Here is a 16,991-nt window from a genome sequence, read left to right as displayed (position 1 = left end):
AACCACGGCTGGCCTTTGTTGTCTTCGCAATACGCTCAGCGGCGCAGGTAGGCGTCGCGGTATCCCGCACGGCGCAGCTGGCTTACCGCCGATTGAACCGACCCACCCGCGATAGGACCGGCCTGAACGCTGTGATAGGTCTTGCCACCGCGAGTCTGTTTGCCGATGCGGGCAGGCAGGCCCATACCGGCGATCTGGCGTGCCGCGCGTTGGGCATTGGCCGGGCTGCCAAAGACACCGACCTGAACGTAACCCGCGTTTGCGCTTGGCTGTGGCACAGGGGTCGACCGGCTGGAATAGACCGGCTCTGCTTTGATCGGGCGCGCGTCACGATGAACCGGGGCGGCATTGCGGTAGCGCACCACGCGTTTCACCACTTGGCCGTCCCGCTCAACAATCTTGACCAGCCCCAGTTTGCGACGCTGTGTTTCGATATCAAGATAGGGGTAGATCAGCGGCACTTTGGCAGTCACGTCTTCGCCGGTGGCCTTGTTCACCAAACGGCGCGGCACGGTCTGGGTCCAGACCAGCAGCATGTCAGCGCGGCCTTCCAAGGTCTGCTCGGCCCGGTGCGGGTTCAGACGGTCGTCTTCCCAAACCTTTTTATAGCCGTGTGGGACTTTGACATTGGTGGTGTTCAAACGGTTGATCGCCACATGTTTCGGCACGATCCGCGTCTGGGTGCCTACGGCCTTGGCTGGCGGCGCGCTGACCACCGGGGCAGTGACTGCAACAGGCGTCACGATCCGTGCAGGTGCTGCGACAACGCCGGGCATCATACCCGCGCTGCGGTAGGGCTGCGGTGCTGTGCCGCGCTGTGGGCTCGAGGGCGCAAATCGGCCCGTCACGATCGGCTCGGCCTGCGGGCCACAGCGCACGCTATAGCCAGCGCCGCGCCGCATGTATCGTTGTGACAAGGGCGACGCGTTGGGACAAGCTGTGCCCTCAAATGTAGGCGCTGCCAAGGTGACAGGTTTGCTCGGTACCACGGGCACAGGGCGCGGGGCGGTTTGACGTACGACGACGGGCGCGGCGGTGCGTACCGGCGCAGGGGCCACCCGGCGCACGACCTTTTGCGGTGCGGGGCGGGCCACCGGCGCTTTGCGCGCTGTTGCCGTGGCGGCTGGTGCTTCTGTCACGCGGGTCGGAGCTGGCTTGGCGGGTGTCGGCTCAACCGCAACCTTTTCAGCCGCTGCGACCTTCGCCGGGGGGGCCGCTGCCGTTTGCACGCCACCGGTTGGCTGGAAGCCACAAACCTGTTCTCGTGCCCGGCTCATACGCGGTACCCATGACACGTTGCCGTCGATCCCTGCGCGAATGAATACGCAGCCCGCGCTGTCGACATACTGCTTGCCCTTGTAAGAGGACGGCGGAAATTCTGCTGGTTGACTGCGGCTGTCTTGGGCCTGCGACTGCGATCCGCCGACGCCCAACGCAGCGACGATCATCGCCATGGCAATACTTCTGGTAAGTGTCATCTAATGCCCCCACACTATCTGGTAGAACGATGCATCAGCGCGCGACCTGAGTAAAGCGCCGCGCGCTACATTGCTGATTTTACCTGATCACTTGGTGCCAAACATCCGGTCGCCCGCATCGCCGAGACCCGGAATGATATATCCCTTCTCGTTCAGCGCTTCGTCCAGCGAGGCCGTGACGATCCGCACATCCGGATGCGCTTTCTTCATCGTGGCCACCCCTTCGGGCGAAGCCAGCAGGCAAAGGAAGATGATATTCGTGGCGCCCGCTTGTTTCAGCAAATCAATCGCTGCAACAGAGGAGTTGCCGGTGGCGAGCATCGGATCGACGGCAATCACCAGACGGTCATCCAGCCCTTCGGGCACTTTGAAGTAGTACTGCACCGGCTTAAGCGTCTCTTCGTCCCGGTAGAGGCCTACAAACCCGACCCGCGCCGATGGGATCAGTTCCAGCACACCGTCCATCAGACCATTGCCCGCCCGCAGGATCGAGATCAGCGCCAGCTTTTTGCCGTCTAGCGTCGGCGCGTCCATCTCTTGCATCGGGGTTTCGATGCGTTTGGTCGTCATGGGCAGACCGCGCGTGACCTCATAGGCCAAAAGCTGGCTGATCTCGCGCAGCAATTGCCGGAACACCGCTGTGGGCGTGTCCTTGTCGCGCATGATGGTCAACTTGTGCTGCACCAGCGGGTGGTCGACGATCGTGAGGTGGTTGGGGATATCGGTCATGCGGCAGGCTCCTTTAGTTGCCTTGCTTCTAGCCGTACAAGTGCCCCGCTCGCAAGCAAAGGCTGCGCGGCTACTCCGGTACCTTTACCCCCAAATGCCCGGCGACAAGGGCCGCGACATCGGTAAAGCCGATCTGACCCAACTCCCCCGCCCCGGTCCCGGCGACCAGCACCGGCACCCTTTCGCGCGTGTGATCGGTGCCAGCCCAGGTTGGGTCATTGCCATGATCCGCAGTCACCACCAGCATGTCCCCGTCGCGCAGCGCGTCGATGACTTTGCCGATCTCGGCGTCGAACCACTCCAACGCACGGGCATAACCCGACACATCGCGGCGGTGGCCATAAAGGCTGTCGAACTCCACGAAATTAGCGAAGGTCAGGCTGCCCTCTTCGGCCTCGTTCATCAGATCATTCAAATGCCCCATCAGCACCGCATCCGGGCCTTTGCGCAGCTCATCAATGCCCTGCATGGTGAAGATGTCGCCGATCTTGCCCACCGCGTAGACCCGCCCCCCCGCGTTTTGCACCCAGTTGGTCAGCACCGGTTTGGGCGGCGTGATGGCATAGTCGCGGCGGTTCGCGGTGCGCACAAACGCGCCGGGTTCTCCGGTGAAGGGCCGCGCGATCACACGGCCCACCTTCATCTCATGCAGGTGCGGCGCGATGTCTTCGCAAAGCTTCAGCAGGCGGTCGAGGCCGAAGGTCTCTTCATGGGCGGCGATCTGGAAAACGCTGTCGGCGGAGGTATAGCAAATCGGCCAGCCGCTTTCGCAATGATCCGCCCCCAGCCGCTCAATGATCGCCGTGCCTGAGGCATGGCAGTTGCCCAAGATGCCGTCCGTCCCCGCCAGCCGCGCGACCTCGTCCGTTAGGTCAGATGGGAAGGCGGGTTTCTTATCGGGGAAGTAATGCCAAGCCCAAGGCACCGGCAGCCCGGCCAATTCCCAATGGCCCGAGGGGGTGTCCTTGCCTTGAGAGATCTCCGTCGCAGCGCCCCACCGCCCCTCGGGCGTAGCGCCCAAGCCCGGTGCCTCCATCCCGCTGGCGAGCGTCAGCGCAGCACCCAGCCCCAACCGGTGGAGATTGGGCAAAGTAAGCGGCCCGCTGCGCCCCTCCTCAGCTTCGCCCGCAGCACAGGCCTGCGCAATATGGCCCAGCGTATTGGCCCCGCTATCCGGCAGATCGCCGTTAAAAAAATCCCCCGCGTCCGGCGCACCGCCGATACCTACGGAATCAATCACGACCAAAAAAGCACGTCCCATCAACCGATCCTTTCCAAGATCAAATCCGGCACTGCCACCGGCGCATCGCCCAAGCTAATCCCCGCCAGCACCGCCGCCTCGGCTGCATCCGCAGCCTCAGGCCGCGCCGCGTGGATCATCGCCAAGGGTTGGCCTGCCTGCACCTCATCGCCCAAACGCAGCACTTCTGAGAGGCCAACCGCCGGGTCGATCCGATCCGCCTCAATCACGCGGCCTCCGCCAAGGTTGACGACAGCCATGCCGAGTGCAGCCCCGTCGATTGCGCTGACATAACCGGCGCGCGGTGCAGGCACAGCGCGGATCACAGGAGCCTCGGGCAGGATACGGTGCCAAGTCTCAACGAAATCCGCAGGGGCGCCCATCGCGCTTAACATGCGCGCGAAATGCTCCAATGCACGGCCATCGGCAACTGCTGCGCGCAGCGCTTGCGCGCCCGCTTCTGCATTCGCCGCCAAACCGCCACTGGCGAGCAGGCCGCCACCCAGCTCGACTGTCACATCAAGGATCGGCCCGGTCTTCGCCCCGGTCAGCACCTGCATGACTTCGGCCACTTCAAGCGCGTTGCCAAGGCTCGGCACCAGCGGCTGGTTCATGTCGCTGATGACTGCCGTGGTCGGGCAACTCGCCGCCGTGGCGGTGCCGCTCAGCGCTTGCGCCAATGCGCGCGCCTCGGCCAAATCTTTCATGAAGGCGCCGCTGCCGACTTTCACGTCCAGCACCAACCCATCCAGCCCCGCCGCGAGTTTCTTGGACAGGATCGACGCAGTAATCAAATCGAGCGAATCCACGGTCGATGTCACATCTCGCACCGCGTAAAGCCGCCGATCCGCTGGTGCGATGTCGCCACTGGCGCTGACGATGGCGCAGCCGACCTCTGCTACGACATCGCGAAACCGCGCCTCTTCCAACTGGGTGCTCACGCCGGGGATCGCCTCCAGCTTATCAAGCGTTCCGCCCGTGTGGCCCAATCCCCGGCCCGAAATCATCGGCACGTAAGCGCCGCACGCGGCCAGCGCCGGGGCAAGGATCAGCGACACGCAATCGCCGACGCCGCCGGTGGAGTGTTTGTCGAGCACCGGGCCGTCCAAGTCCCACGCCAGCACCCGCCCCGAATCGCGCATCGCCAGCGTCAGCGCCACGCGGCCTTGCTCATCCAAGCCGTTAAGGCAGATGCCCATGGCAAAGGCCCCGGCCTGTGCGTCGCTCACCGAGCCGTCAGCTAACGCGCCAGCCATCCAAGACAGGGCTTCGGCGTTCAGCGTCTTGCCGTGGCGCAGACGCGCCAGAATATCCCGCGCGCTCATGGGGTTAACCCTGCATATGGGCGGCACCAAAGGCCCCCGGCAGCAGGTCGCCCATGGTCATTTTCTGCTCTTTGCCTGCGACTGTCGCCATGGTCACCGACACCAAATCGCCCGAGAACTCGGCGAGTTTCTGACGGCACCCGCCGCAGGGGGTCACCGGCAGGTCGCTGCCTGCCACGACATAGACCTCGGCAATCTCACGCTCGCCTGCCGCAACCATAGCGGCAATCGCACCGGCCTCGGCGCAGGTGCCCTGCGGGTAGGCAACGTTTTCGACATTGCAGCCGCTGAACACCGCACCCGAGGCAGTGCGGATCGCCGCACCAACCTTGAAATTTGAATAGGGCGCGTGGGCATTTTCCCGCACCTTCACAGCCGCTTCGCGCAAATCGCTCATTATGATCTCCTTTTTTCCGGACTATAGAAAATTGCCCCGCCCTGTGCGATGCAAAACCACGCGTCATTCCAGCCGTCCCTCATACCTCTAGTGGAATGGCCTGCAAGGACGACGCTAAGTCACCCCCCTTCAACCGGGGCACCAAATGCCGCTTTGCCTGCGCGCAAAAAATAGTTTAACGCTAAACCATTATTCGGGAGGAGCATAAACGATGTCCGACACCCCCAACTTGCGCCAAGCAGCACTGGACTACCACGAACACCCCCGGCCCGGTAAGCTGGAGGTCCGCGCGACCAAGCCGCTGGCCAATGGCCGTGATCTGGCGCGGGCCTATTCGCCCGGCGTGGCCGAGGCCTGTATCGAAATTCAAAAAGACCCCGACACCGCCGCACGCTACACCTCGCGCGGGAACCTTGTTGCCGTGGTCACCAACGGCACCGCTGTGTTGGGGCTGGGCAATATCGGCGCGCTGGCCTCCAAACCGGTGATGGAGGGCAAGGCCGTGCTCTTCAAAAAGTTCGCCAATATCGACTGTTTTGACATCGAGCTTGACCAAGCCGACCCCGAGAAACTGGCCGAAATCGTCTGCGCGATGGAGCCGAGCTTTGGCGCAATCAACCTTGAGGACATCAAGGCCCCCGATTGTTTCACGGTTGAGCGTATCTGCCGCGAGCGGATGAATATTCCCGTTTTCCACGATGACCAGCATGGCACTGCCATCGTTGTGGGTGCTGCTGTGAAGAACGCTTTGCATGTCGCAGGCAAACGGTTCGAGGACATCAAGATCGTCTCCACCGGGGGCGGGGCGGCGGGCATCGCTTGCCTCAACATGCTGCTGAAACTGGGCGTAAAGCGCGAGAACGTCTGGCTGTGTGACATCAACGGTCTGGTCTATGAGGGCCGTACCGAGGATATGAACCCGATCAAGGCCGAATATGCGCAGAAGTCCGATCTGCGCACGCTGGACGATGTGATCGACGATGCCGACCTCTTCCTCGGCCTTTCCGGCCCCGGCGTGCTCTTGCCCGAGATGGTCGCGAAAATGGCCAAACGCCCGATCATTTTCGCTCTGGCCAACCCGACGCCCGAAATCCTGCCCGATCTCGCCCGTGCGGTGGCCCCCGACGCGATCATCGCAACAGGCCGCAGCGATTTTCCCAATCAGGTGAACAACGTCCTCTGCTTCCCCTTCATCTTCCGAGGCGCATTGGATGTGGGGGCGACCACGATTAATGACGAAATGAAGATTGCCTGTATCGACGGTATCGCAGCCCTCGCCCGCGCCACGACAAGCGCCGAAGCGGCAGCGGCCTATCAGGGCGAACAGCTCACCTTTGGCGCCGATTACCTGATCCCCAAACCTTTCGATCCGCGCCTCATCGGGGTGGTATCCTCTGCCGTGGCCAAGGCCGCGATGGAGACGGGCGTGGCCGCACGGCCCATCGAAGACCTGGACGCCTATAAGCGTAAACTCGACGGGTCGGTGTTTAAATCCGCGCTGATCATGCGCCCGGTGTTCGAATCCGCCCGTTCCTCCCCGCGCCGCCTGGTCTTTGCCGAGGGCGAAGACGAGCGGGTGCTGCGCGCCGCGCAGGCGATCATCGAAGAAACCGTTGAGCGGCCGATCCTCATTGGCCGCCCCGAAGTGATCGAGCGGCGCATCGAAAAGGCGGGCCTCAATCTTCAACTGGGCCAGAACGTCGATCTGGTGAACCCCGAGAATGACCCCCGCTACCGCGACTATTGGGAGACCTATCACAGCCTCATGTGCCGCCGTGGCGTCAGCCCCGACATTGCCCGTGCGGTGATGCGCACCAACACCACTGCCATCGGCGCGGTCATGGTGCATCGCGGCGAGGCTGACAGTCTGATCTGCGGCACCTTTGGTGAGTTCGGTTGGCATTTGAACTACGTCAATCAGGTGCTGGGCCGCGACGGTTTCCGCCCGCATGGCGCGTTAAGCATGATGATCCTCGAAGACGGGCCATTGTTCATTGCCGACACGCAAGTGAACCTGCACCCCACGCCTGAGCAGATTGCCGAGATCGCCATTGGCGCGGCCCGCCACGTGCGGCGCTTTGGGATTGAGCCGAAGGTCGCGCTCTGTTCGCAAAGCCAGTTTGGCAATCAGGGCGAAGGGTCGGGCAAACGCCTGCGCGCGGCGCTGCAAATCCTCGACGCGGGCCAGCATGATTTCTGCTATGAGGGTGAGATGAACATCGACACCGCGCTTGATGCGGAATTGCGCGGGCGGCTCTTGCCCTGCAACCGGATGGAGGGGGCCGCGAATGTGCTGGTCTTTGCCCATGCCGATGCGGCCTCGGGCGTACGTAACATCCTGAAAATGAAGGGCGACGGGCTTGAGGTTGGACCGATCCTGATGGGCATGGGCAACCGGGCGCATATCGTTTCGCCCTCAATCACCGCGCGCGGGCTGCTCAACGTGGGCGCCATCGCGGGCACTCCGGTTGCGCATTACGGCTGAGCCCAAAGCAAAACGCCGCCCCCTTTGGGGACGGCGTTACGTGTTCGGGCGTTGGCTTATTTACGGGGCGTGGCGGGCTTGATGTCCGCGACGGAGGACGGGGCCTTGGAGGCTGGCTTTGCCGCCGCCTTGGCTTGCTTTTTCTTGTTGCTGATTTTGTCACCCATGGTCGGGCCCTTTGTCATGCGAGGGGCGCTGGCATCATGCCGCGCCTGCCCTCATCATGGCAAAAACCCGTGCCCACGCTGATCCGTTTTCGACCCAAATGTCGCAAACGACGCGCCGCCCCGGAAGGCGGCGCAATGCCGCTTAGAACCGCCAGTTGAACGCGCGGCTAACGCCGATGCGCATGGTCCATTGATCATCAGAACCGGCCTGCGTGATCGGGCTGTCGGCCGCGTCATTCAGCAGACGTTGATAGGCCACGGCCCCCTCAAGCGCCCATGCCTCATCCAAACGGTAGGTCGCCTGTACCTCAACACCCGCGCCCAGCAGACCGCCATCGGCCTCATAGGCCGCCAAGGTCGGCGTAGCCGTGTCGACGCCAAAATAGGTGTCGGCATAGGTGTCATTGCCAAGGCTGAAACGCGGGCCTGCGGTGATGGTCCAACGCTCATCAGGGCGGAAGATCACATCAGCGCCGATGTCACCGGTCACGCCTTCATGCCCGCCAAAACCTTGGCGTACCTTACCGAAGACTTGCCAGTTCACTTCGCGGTAGACCACGCCAAAGCCCAGTTCGACCGCGGCGTCGATATCCTCAAGCCCGGCCAGTTCGGGGTAGTCAGACGTGTCGCGCTCGCCCACATACCGGAATGCACCGGTAAAGCCGAAACCGGTTTTGGGCGCCTCGCCGATGTTGGTGCCGATCTTACGACCGCCCCATTCCAGTGACCCCAAGGTGAAGGACAAATCCGGCGTCGCGCGGTAGCTGCTGGCGCCCGGGTAATCCGGCGCCGCCCCAACCCCGCCGCGCAGGGCGAAGTTGAACGAACGGTCCTGCGCTGCCGCCGGCAGCGCGGCAACCAAAGCAAGGCAAGAAGCAAGGGGCAGTGAAAAGGCGAGGCGCATGTGGGCAGGCTCCAAAGATATCTAAGGGTTTCCGCCCAACCTAGCATGACGCGCCACAACTGACAGGAACAATAGCGATCCGCTTGCTGAATTCTTTCTAAGCGGCCAGAGTGGCTGGAAATATTTGCGCGTCAGTACAGCTATACCCGGCCCGCGGGTTTGCCCCGCCCGCGCAATAAGAGGAGGATCACCATGGGATACCGCGACACCTACGACCGTTGGAAGGCCGACCCCGAAGCCTATTGGTTAGAGCAGGCCGAGGCGATCGACTGGGACATCGCGCCGCAAAAGGCGCTCTTTGACCGGGGTGACGATATCTATGAATGGTTCGCGGATGCCAGTGTAAACACCTGCTACAACGCCGTGGACCGCCATGTGGAGCAGGGCAACGGCAAGCGCGTCGCGATCATCTATGACAGCCCGATCACTGGCAAAAAAGCGACCCTGACCTATAGCGAATTGCAGGCCCATGTTGCCTCGCTCGCCGGGGCGCTGGTGGCGCAAGGTGTGGAAAAAGGCGACCGCGTGGTGATCTATATGCCCATGGTCCCCGAAGCGGTGGAGGCGATGCTGGCCTGTGCGCGTATCGGCGCAATCCATTCGGTGGTGTTTGGCGGCTTTGCTTCAAGCGAGTTGGCGGTGCGGATCGACGATTGCAAACCCAAGGCGATCATTGCCGCCTCTTGCGGGGTCGAGCCATCGCGCGTGGTCGATTACAAACCTTTGCTGGACGGCGCCATCGAACAGGCCACGCATAAGCCCGACACTTGCATTATCCTGCAACGCGGCCAAAAACCCTGTGAGCTGAACCCCGAGCGCGACATCGACTGGTACGCCGCCCAAGACGGCGTGCGCCCCGCGCCTTGCGCCCCCGTTGAGGGGAACCACCCGGCCTATATCCTTTACACCTCCGGCACCACCGGCGCGCCCAAGGGCGTGGTGCGCCCCACAGCGGGGCATCTGGTGGCGCTCAACTGGACGATGAAGAACATCTATAACGTCAATCCGGGCGAGGTTTTCTGGGCCGCGTCAGACGTGGGCTGGGTCGTGGGCCACAGCTACATCTGCTATGCCCCGCTGATCGCTGGCAACACCACCGTTGTGTTCGAGGGCAAGCCCGTGGGCACCCCCGATGCGGGCACCTTCTGGCGGGTGATCGAAGAGCATGGCGTGTCGAGCTTCTTCACCGCCCCCACTGCAATCCGCGCCGTAAAACGCGAAGACCCCAAGGGCGAGGAGATCAAGAAATACGATCTGTCGAGCCTGCGTGCGCTCTATCTCGCGGGGGAACGGGCCGATCCGGATACCGTCGAATGGGCGCAGGAAAAGCTGGGCAAGCCGGTCTACGATCACTGGTGGCAGACCGAAACCGGCTACACCATCGTCGGCAACCCTGCGGGGCTTGAGGCGCTGCCAGTCAAGGTCGGCTCCCCCACTGTGCCAATGCCCGGCTATGACGTGGAAATTCTTGATGAGCGCGGCGAACCCCTGCCTGCTGGAGAGTTGGGCGCGATTGCCATCAAGCTCCCCCTGCCCCCCGGCACCCTGCCCAGCCTGTGGAACGCCGAAGACCGCTTTCGCAAATCCTATCTCACCACCTTCCCCGGCTATTATGAGACCGGCGATGCAGGCCGGATTGATGAGGACGGCTATGTCTGGATCATGGCGCGCACCGATGACGTGATCAACGTGGCAGGCCACCGTCTGTCGACCGGGGCGATGGAGGAGGTTCTGGCGGGCCACCCCGATGTGGCCGAATGCGCCGTTGTGGGGGTGAGCGACGAGCTTAAAGGGCAAAGCCCCGTGGGCTTCTTGTGCCTCACCAAGGGCGTCGACCGCCCACATGAAGAAATCGTCGCGGAATGCGTCACCCGGATGCGCGAGCAGATCGGCCCCGTCGCCGCCTTTAAACAGGCCGTGGTGGTAGACCGCCTGCCCAAAACACGCTCGGGGAAAATTCTCCGCGCGACGATTGTGAAAATCGCGGATGGGGAGGATTTCAAGCCACCCGCAACCATCGACGACCCGGCGATTCTGGACGAGATCCGTGACGCACTAAAGGGCATCGGCTACCCGCAGGGCTAACCAAACAGACGTATGGCGGTGGACCTTTGCAGGTCTGGCGCTAAACTCAGACCCAAGGAAACGCGCGTGCCGTCCAGCCCGCGCGTTTTTTACAATTGCGTTGCTTGCGCGAAATATGCGAAGCGCCCTCGGAAATGCCCCGCAGCGGGGCCAACCACGACAGCACATCCAGTGGGTCTTTTCCCTCCCGGAGCTTGCCCTCCGGCCGCGCAGAAAGGTTTTCGACGTGCAGACACCCTATTACCTGATCGATAAGGCCAATCTCCGCGACAATATGGAGAAGATCGCCCGCCTCCGCGCCCTTTCGGGCGCGCGTTGCCTGCTGGCGCTGAAGTGTTTCGCGACATGGTCGGTCTTTGACTTCATGTCGGAGTATATGGACGGCTCGACCTCCTCCTCGCTTTACGAGGTGCGGCTGGGGGCCGAAAAATTCCCCGGAGAGACCCACGCCTATTCCGTCGCCTATGCCGATCATGAGATCGACGAGGTGCTGGGCCACGCCGACAAGATCATCTTCAACTCCATCGGCCAGCTCGACAAGTTCGATACCCAATCCTCGGGCCACATCCGCGGCCTGCGAGCAAATCCCGGCGTCTCGACCTCCGAGTTCGACCTTGCCGACCCCGCGCGGCCTTTTAGCCGTCTGGGCGAACATGACCCGGCGGCGATTGACGCGGTCGCAGACCGGATCACCGGGCTGATGTTTCACAACAATTGCGAGAACGACGACTTCGAGCGGTTCGACGAGATGCTGACCCTGATCGAAGACCGCTTTGGCGAAGTGCTGCATAAGATGGACTGGATCAGCCTCGGTGGTGGCATCCATTTCACGGGCGCAGACTACCCGCTTGATGATCTGGCGCTGCGGCTGAAATCCTTCGCCGAAGCCTTTGGCGTGCAGGTCTATCTGGAGCCGGGTGAGGCCGCGATTACCGGGGCGGCGACGCTGGAGGTTACCGTGCTTGACACGATGCACAACGGCAAGAACCTTGCCATCGTCGACAGCTCGATCGAGGCGCATATGCTTGACCTGCTGATCTACCGCGAACCGGCCAAGATCGCGCCCAATACCGGCGACCACGAGTGGATGATCTGCGGCAAGTCCTGCCTTGCGGGCGATATCTTTGGCGAGTTCCGCTTTGATGCGCCGCTGAAAGCCGGTGACCGGCTCTCGTTCCAAGACGCCGCTGGCTACACGATGGTCAAGAAAAACTGGTTCAACGGCGTCAAAATGCCCAGCATCGCCATCCGCGAGCTGGACGGAACCACCCGATTGGTGCGCGATTTCGACTATGACGATTTCGCCGCCGCCCTGTCGTGACAAGAGAGAGGTCAACACTATGAAACGCAATGTTCTTATCATCGGCGCGGGCGGCGTCGCACAGGTTGTGGCGCATAAATGCGCGCGAAATAATGATCGTTTGGGTGATCTTCACATCGCCAGCCGCACGGTTTCGAAATGCGAGGCGATCATCGCCAGCGTGCATGAGAAAGGCGCGATGAAGCAGGACGGTGTGTTCAAGACGCATGCCGTCGACGGGATGGACACAGAAGCCGTCGCCGCCCTCATCAAAGAGACCGGCTGCCAGATCGTTATCAACGTGGGCTCGCCCTTCGTGAACATGACGGTGCTTGAGGCCTGCATCCAGACCGGCGCCGCCTATATCGACACCGCGATCCACGAAGACCCCCGCAAAATCTGCGAGACGCCGCCGTGGTATGGCAACTACGAATGGAAACGCCGCGAAGCCTGCGCCGAGGCAGGCGTGACCGCGATCCTTGGCGCTGGCTTCGATCCCGGCATGGTCAACGCTTTCGCTCGTTTCGCGGTTGATGAGTTCATGGACGAGGTCAGATCCATCGACATCGTCGACATCAACGCAGGCGATCACGGCAAATATTTCTCGACCAACTTCGACCCGGAAATCAACTTCCGCGAATTCACCGGCACGGTCTACAGCTGGCAAGAAGGCGAATGGAAAGAGAACAAGATGTTCGAAGTGGGCCGTGAGTGGGATCTGCCCGTCGTCGGCAAGCAAAAGGCCTATATGTCGGGCCATGATGAGGTGCATTCGCTGGCCGCGAACTACCCCGAGGCCGATGTGCGCTTCTGGATGGGATTTGGCGATCATTACATTAATGTCTTCACCGTTTTGCAGAACCTCGGCCTGCTGTCAGAGCAGCCGGTTACCACTGCCGAGGGGCTAGAGGTTGTGCCGTTGAAGGTGGTCAAAGCCGTGTTGCCAGATCCGTCGAGCCTTGCGCCGAACTACACCGGCAAGACCTGCATTGGCGATCTGGTGAAGGGTGTGAAGAACGGCGAAGAGGTTGAGGTGTTCGTTTATAACGTCGCCGATCACAAGGACGCTTATAACGAGGTGGGCAGCCAAGGGATTTCCTACACCGCTGGCGTGCCGCCGGTCGCGTTCGCGATGCTGATCGCCGAAGGCGCTTACGACACGGGCACGATGGTTAATGTGGAAGAGCTGGACCCGAAGCCGCTTTTCACGCTGCTTGATGACATCGGCCTGCCAACCCGTGTAAAAGACGACAAAGGCGACCGCGCTTGGCACGAAGCTTGATGCCTTAGCGCATACTTAAACGCAAAAAGGCGACCCCTCGGGATCGCCTTTTCTAATCTATCGTCAAAAACTCAGTGCTTTGCAGCAAAGTCGTCAACCTGACGCTCGGCCTCATCCTTGGCCACGCCGTAACGTTCTTGAATCTTGCCCACCAGTTGCTCGCGGTTGCCGCGTGCTTCGGTAATCTCGTCGTCCGTCAGATCACCCCATTGCGACTTCACGGCGCCGGTCATCTGTTTCCAATTGCCTTCGATACGATCCCAATTCATTGCAGGTCTCCTTTTATCGGCTGCGAAGATGCGGGATTGCCCCGCTCTTGCAAGTACAACGCTGGCGGGAAGTTCGTGGTTCCTGCGCCAATCCTCAGCAGCGGAAAGGTGCCAACTGAACAGTCTGCCCGTCCCGTAGCCTAATTAAATTGTTCGGAGATCAACCGCTCTTCCAACCCATGACCGGGATCAAACAGGATGCGGTGGCTGATCCCGGGATCCGAGGCCACTTCAACGGTCGTCACATTGCGGTGTGACTGTCCGTCGGCGTCCGCCATAACGGGGCGCTTTTCAGGCTCCTGCACATCAAAACGCACCGTGGCGCGTTTGGGCAGCAACGCCCCCCGCCAACGACGCGGGCGGAAGGCTGCGATAGGGGTCAGGGCCAGCACATCCGAGCCAATCGGTAAGATCGGACCATGTGCGGAATAGTTATAGGCCGTGGACCCCGCTGGGGTTGCCACCAGCGCGCCGTCGCAGACAAGCTCTTCCATCCGTTGCCGGCCGTCTATCGTGATCCGCAGCTTGGCTGCCTGCGGCCCGGCGCGCAGCAAGGACACCTCATTGATCGCAAGCGCGGTTGAGGTCGTCCCGTCAATATGCGTGGCCCGCATGACCAAAGGGTTAATCACGGCCTCTTCGGCAGCGGCAAGACGCGCTTGCAAGTCACCTTCGCGGTAGGCGTTCATCAAAAAGCCGATGGTGCCCCGGTTCATCCCATAGACCGGCGCGTCCATCTCTTGGGTGCTGTGCAGCGTGTGCAGCATGAACCCGTCACCACCCAGCGCCACAATCACATCCGCCTGACGCAGAGGCACATCGCCATAGCGCCCGATCAGGGCAGCACGCGCGGTCTGAGCCACGGTGGCGCGACTGGCCACAAAGGCGATTTTCAGAGACATGTCAGCGGGCTCACTCGGGGCAAAGTTTCCGATCATCGGCGTTTGGGGCCAAAACAACCACATTATTCCGCGCGCCACCAGTGTTGACGCACATATCTTGCACATGGTCGGTTTACAGACTTCACCTCGGCCCGCGTTTCCGATAGGCAACACGCGAAACCAGCTCCAATGAGGATCCCCTGATGTCCGATTTCTTCACCAAATCTCTTGCTGACTCCGACCCGGCCCTCGCCGCTGCGATTGACGCCGAACTGGGCCGCCAGCGCGACGAGATCGAGTTGATCGCCAGCGAGAACATCGTCTCTGCTGCGGTGCTTGAAGCGCAGGGCAGCATCATGACCAACAAATACGCCGAAGGCTATCCGGGCCGTCGCTATTATGGCGGCTGTGAACATGTCGACGTGGCCGAAAACCTCGCCATCGAACGGGCCTGCAAGCTGTTTGACTGCCAGTTCGCCAACGTCCAGCCGAATTCAGGTAGCCAAGCGAACCAAGGTGTCTTTACCGCCCTGCTGCAACCTGGCGATACCATACTGGGCATGAGCCTTGATGCCGGTGGACACCTGACCCACGGGGCCAAGCCGAACCAGTCGGGCAAATGGTTCAACGCGGTGCAATACGGCGTGCGCAAGCAAGACAACCTGCTGGACTACGACCAAGTCGCCGAACTGGCTGCCGAGCATAAGCCTAAGATGATCATCGCCGGCGGCTCTGCCATTCCGCGCCAGATCGACTTTGCCAAGATGCGCGAGATTGCCGACAGCGTGGGTGCCTACCTGCTTGTCGATATGGCGCATTTCGCGGGCCTCGTGGCAGCAGGTGAGCATCCCTCGCCCTTCCCGCATGCCCATGTCGCCACCACCACAACCCATAAAACCCTGCGCGGTCCGCGCGGCGGGATGATCCTGACCAACGACGAGGCGATCTCGAAAAAGATCAACTCCGCCATTTTCCCCGGCATTCAGGGCGGCCCCCTGATGCATGTGATCGCGGCCAAGGCCGTGGCCTTTGGCGAGGCGCTGCAGCCCGGCTTCAAAGACTACGCCAAACAGGTCATCGCCAATGCGCAGGCGCTGTCGGATCAGTTGATCAAAGGCGGGCTTGATACCGTGACCCACGGCACCGACACCCATGTCGTGCTGGTTGATCTGCGTCCCAAGGGCGTCAAAGGCAACGACACCGAGAAGGCTCTGGGCCGGGCGCATATCACCTGCAACAAGAACGGTGTGCCGTTTGACCCCGAAAAGCCGATGGTAACCTCGGGCATTCGTCTCGGCTCCCCCGCGGGCACGACGCGCGGCTTCGGTGAGGCCGAATTCCGCCAGATTGCGGATTGGATCATCGAAGTGGTCGACGGGCTTGCGGCGAATGGTGCCGAGGGCAATGCCGAGGTTGAGGCGAAAGTAGCCGCCGAAGTCGAAGCACTTTGCCAGCGGTTCCCGATGTATCCAAACCTTTAAGACGTTTGGCCCTCGCAGGGATGCGGGGGCCTTTCTTTGTCCGGAACCAAGGCACCCTGTGCCGCCGGACAGCGCCCGACCGCCCCAAGGGCGGGCGATGGCCTTGGGTGCATTGGTACGCTTCCCCTTGCCCATCCCCCCGTCCCGCGCCACATTCTCCTGCAAAGGAGACCCAGATGATCATTCACCCTAAAGGCAGCCGCCCTTCCGAGCCCGGCCCCGAAGACTACTTCACCGGAGAGGTGGAGATGGCACCGGTGATCGCCGCCCCGGCCCCCGCCCGCCTGCGCGCGGTGACAGTGACCTTTCAGCCCGGTGCGCGCACAGCGTGGCATACCCATCCGCTCGGTCAGACGCTGATCGTCACCGAAGGCACAGGCCGCGCCCAGACCGAAGGCAGCCCGATGCAGACGCTCAACAAAGGCGATGTGGTCTGGTTTGAACCGGGAGAGAAACACTGGCACGGGGCCGCACCTGACAGCGCCATGACCCATATCGCCATGCAAGAAGCACAGGTCGGTGGAGCCGTTGAATGGATGGAAAAGGTCGCGGACGCGGACTACGATCCGTCCTGAGCCAAAGGGCGCGGCGGCTTAGACGTAGCCGCGCCACCACAGCCAGATCACAAAACCCACGAAAACCACCAGTATATTAAAGGCAATTCCTGCCAAGCGATCCAGAATCTGACCGCGCCGTCGGGCTTTGCCATCGATCTCTCGCAGATGCGTCGTCACTCGGTTGAAGGCATCCCAAACAGGCGCGTCCTCTAGCTGACGGGCAATATGTGGGTTGGCGACCAGATGCTCAGTCTTGCCCAACAGTGCCCCATCGCCCCGAATGCCGCGCGGCAATTCTCGGCCTGCCCGGTGAAAGGCCTGACGCAGATCACGTGCTTTGATGCGCAACCTATCCTCAAACAGGGGGCGCAGCGCCTCGGCGCGGGTGTTGAATTCTTGACGGTCGATCAT

At 61.8% G+C, this 16,991-nt stretch carries 16 protein-coding genes; 6 read left to right on the top strand and 10 right to left on the bottom strand.

The features are described 5' to 3' along the window. Nucleotides 1-35: 35 nt before the first annotated feature. The 5 genes from WNY61_RS11100 to WNY61_RS11080 form a co-directional block, all read right to left on the bottom strand. On the bottom strand, nucleotides 36-1,478 hold the full coding sequence (locus WNY61_RS11100) for an SPOR domain-containing protein (RefSeq protein WP_342851506.1): 1,443 nt from the start codon (nucleotides 1,476-1,478) through the stop codon (nucleotides 36-38). 87 nt (nucleotides 1,479-1,565) lie between these two features. Further along, a complete protein-coding gene (upp, locus tag WNY61_RS11095) occupies nucleotides 1,566-2,198 on the bottom strand; it encodes a uracil phosphoribosyltransferase (protein WP_342851655.1) in 633 nt (210 codons plus the stop codon). Nucleotides 2,199-2,277: 79 nt separating this feature from the next. Continuing rightward, nucleotides 2,278-3,468: a phosphopentomutase gene (locus tag WNY61_RS11090; protein WP_342851505.1), complete on the bottom strand. Its 1,191-nt coding sequence runs from the start codon at nucleotides 3,466-3,468 to the stop codon at nucleotides 2,278-2,280. Continuing rightward, entirely contained in the window at nucleotides 3,468-4,772 is a 1,305-nt protein-coding gene (locus WNY61_RS11085) for a thymidine phosphorylase (RefSeq protein WP_342851504.1), read from the bottom strand. Before WNY61_RS11085 ends, WNY61_RS11090 begins: the two co-directional genes overlap by 1 nt. 4 nt (nucleotides 4,773-4,776) lie before the next feature. Continuing rightward, nucleotides 4,777-5,169 carry a cytidine deaminase gene (locus WNY61_RS11080; protein ID WP_342851503.1) on the bottom strand — a complete coding sequence of 131 codons (393 nt, stop codon included), beginning with the start codon at nucleotides 5,167-5,169 and terminating at the stop codon, nucleotides 4,777-4,779. A gap of 211 nt (nucleotides 5,170-5,380) precedes the next feature. On the opposite strand from WNY61_RS11080, the gene WNY61_RS11075 reads away from it, so the two are divergent. Further along, complete coding sequence (locus tag WNY61_RS11075) at nucleotides 5,381-7,654, top strand: NADP-dependent malic enzyme (RefSeq protein WP_342851502.1); 2,274 nt, start codon at nucleotides 5,381-5,383, stop codon at nucleotides 7,652-7,654. Nucleotides 7,655-7,710: 56 nt separating this feature from the next. Here WNY61_RS11075 and WNY61_RS11070 read toward each other — a convergent pair whose 3' ends face one another. Beyond that, the gene (locus tag WNY61_RS11070) at nucleotides 7,711-7,821 is read right to left on the bottom strand and encodes a malic enzyme (RefSeq protein WP_342851501.1); all 111 of its coding nucleotides are present in this window, start codon (nucleotides 7,819-7,821) and stop codon (nucleotides 7,711-7,713) included. Nucleotides 7,822-7,963: 142 nt separating this feature from the next. Further along, nucleotides 7,964-8,725, bottom strand: coding sequence for a MipA/OmpV family protein (locus WNY61_RS11065; protein WP_342851500.1), 762 nt, complete (start codon nucleotides 8,723-8,725; stop codon nucleotides 7,964-7,966). Nucleotides 8,726-8,917: 192 nt separating this feature from the next. Between WNY61_RS11065 and WNY61_RS11060 the strand changes: the two genes are divergently transcribed. The 3 genes from WNY61_RS11060 to WNY61_RS11050 all read left to right on the top strand — a co-directional run bounded on the left by WNY61_RS11060 (nucleotide 8,918) and on the right by WNY61_RS11050 (nucleotide 13,392). After that, complete coding sequence (locus WNY61_RS11060) at nucleotides 8,918-10,810, top strand: propionyl-CoA synthetase (RefSeq protein ID WP_342851499.1); 1,893 nt, start codon at nucleotides 8,918-8,920, stop codon at nucleotides 10,808-10,810. A gap of 226 nt (nucleotides 10,811-11,036) precedes the next feature. After that, a complete protein-coding gene (locus WNY61_RS11055) occupies nucleotides 11,037-12,131 on the top strand; it encodes a carboxynorspermidine decarboxylase (protein WP_342851498.1) in 1,095 nt (364 codons plus the stop codon). Nucleotides 12,132-12,150: 19 nt separating this feature from the next. After that, the gene (locus tag WNY61_RS11050; RefSeq protein WP_342851497.1) at nucleotides 12,151-13,392 is read left to right on the top strand and encodes a saccharopine dehydrogenase family protein; all 1,242 of its coding nucleotides are present in this window, start codon (nucleotides 12,151-12,153) and stop codon (nucleotides 13,390-13,392) included. Nucleotides 13,393-13,463: 71 nt separating this feature from the next. On the opposite strand, the gene WNY61_RS11045 is transcribed toward WNY61_RS11050, so the two are convergent. Together WNY61_RS11045 and WNY61_RS11040 are read right to left on the bottom strand one after the other, a co-directional pair. After that, nucleotides 13,464-13,661, bottom strand: a complete 198-nt coding sequence (locus WNY61_RS11045; RefSeq protein ID WP_007119049.1) for a CsbD family protein — start codon at nucleotides 13,659-13,661, stop codon at nucleotides 13,464-13,466. A gap of 140 nt (nucleotides 13,662-13,801) precedes the next feature. Next, a complete protein-coding gene (locus WNY61_RS11040; RefSeq protein WP_342851496.1) occupies nucleotides 13,802-14,563 on the bottom strand; it encodes an NAD kinase in 762 nt (253 codons plus the stop codon). A gap of 182 nt (nucleotides 14,564-14,745) precedes the next feature. On the opposite strand from WNY61_RS11040, the gene glyA reads away from it, so the two are divergent. Both glyA and WNY61_RS11030 read left to right on the top strand, forming a co-directional pair. Next, a complete protein-coding gene (gene glyA / locus WNY61_RS11035; RefSeq protein WP_342851495.1) occupies nucleotides 14,746-16,023 on the top strand; it encodes a serine hydroxymethyltransferase in 1,278 nt (425 codons plus the stop codon). A 176-nt stretch (nucleotides 16,024-16,199) separates the two neighbouring features. Further along, on the top strand, nucleotides 16,200-16,598 hold the full coding sequence (locus tag WNY61_RS11030) for a cupin domain-containing protein (protein WP_342851494.1): 399 nt from the start codon (nucleotides 16,200-16,202) through the stop codon (nucleotides 16,596-16,598). An 18-nt stretch (nucleotides 16,599-16,616) separates the two neighbouring features. Here WNY61_RS11030 and WNY61_RS11025 read toward each other — a convergent pair whose 3' ends face one another. Further along, entirely contained in the window at nucleotides 16,617-16,991 is a 375-nt protein-coding gene (locus tag WNY61_RS11025; RefSeq protein WP_342851493.1) for a hypothetical protein, read from the bottom strand.

The organism is Sulfitobacter sp. AS92 (assembly GCF_038900015.1).
Classification (GTDB): Bacteria; Pseudomonadota; Alphaproteobacteria; order Rhodobacterales; family Rhodobacteraceae; genus Sulfitobacter.
The sequence above is the reverse complement of the archived record's forward strand: the minus strand, read 5'-3'. Positions and strand labels throughout refer to the sequence as shown.

What these genes read in the sequence shown, in the direction of transcription:
- WNY61_RS11100 (WP_342851506.1), bottom strand. Translation starts at nt 1,478, where the DNA reads ATGACACTTACCAGAAGTATTGCCATGGCGATGATCGTCGCTGCGTTG.
- WNY61_RS11090 (WP_342851505.1), bottom strand. Translation starts at nt 3,468, where the DNA reads ATGGGACGTGCTTTTTTGGTCGTGATTGATTCCGTAGGTATCGGCGGT.
- WNY61_RS11085 (WP_342851504.1), bottom strand. Translation starts at nt 4,772, where the DNA reads ATGAGCGCGCGGGATATTCTGGCGCGTCTGCGCCACGGCAAGACGCTG.
- WNY61_RS11080 (WP_342851503.1), bottom strand. Translation starts at nt 5,169, where the DNA reads ATGAGCGATTTGCGCGAAGCGGCTGTGAAGGTGCGGGAAAATGCCCAC.
- WNY61_RS11075 (WP_342851502.1), top strand. Translation starts at nt 5,381, where the DNA reads ATGTCCGACACCCCCAACTTGCGCCAAGCAGCACTGGACTACCACGAA.
- WNY61_RS11070 (WP_342851501.1), bottom strand. Translation starts at nt 7,821, where the DNA reads ATGGGTGACAAAATCAGCAACAAGAAAAAGCAAGCCAAGGCGGCGGCA.
- WNY61_RS11065 (WP_342851500.1), bottom strand. Translation starts at nt 8,725, where the DNA reads ATGCGCCTCGCCTTTTCACTGCCCCTTGCTTCTTGCCTTGCTTTGGTT.
- WNY61_RS11060 (WP_342851499.1), top strand. Translation starts at nt 8,918, where the DNA reads ATGGGATACCGCGACACCTACGACCGTTGGAAGGCCGACCCCGAAGCC.
- WNY61_RS11050 (WP_342851497.1), top strand. Translation starts at nt 12,151, where the DNA reads ATGAAACGCAATGTTCTTATCATCGGCGCGGGCGGCGTCGCACAGGTT.
- WNY61_RS11045 (WP_007119049.1), bottom strand. Translation starts at nt 13,661, where the DNA reads ATGAATTGGGATCGTATCGAAGGCAATTGGAAACAGATGACCGGCGCC.
- WNY61_RS11040 (WP_342851496.1), bottom strand. Translation starts at nt 14,563, where the DNA reads ATGTCTCTGAAAATCGCCTTTGTGGCCAGTCGCGCCACCGTGGCTCAG.
- glyA (WP_342851495.1), top strand. Translation starts at nt 14,746, where the DNA reads ATGTCCGATTTCTTCACCAAATCTCTTGCTGACTCCGACCCGGCCCTC.
- WNY61_RS11030 (WP_342851494.1), top strand. Translation starts at nt 16,200, where the DNA reads ATGATCATTCACCCTAAAGGCAGCCGCCCTTCCGAGCCCGGCCCCGAA.
- WNY61_RS11025 (WP_342851493.1), bottom strand. Translation starts at nt 16,991, where the DNA reads ATGATCGACCGTCAAGAATTCAACACCCGCGCCGAGGCGCTGCGCCCC.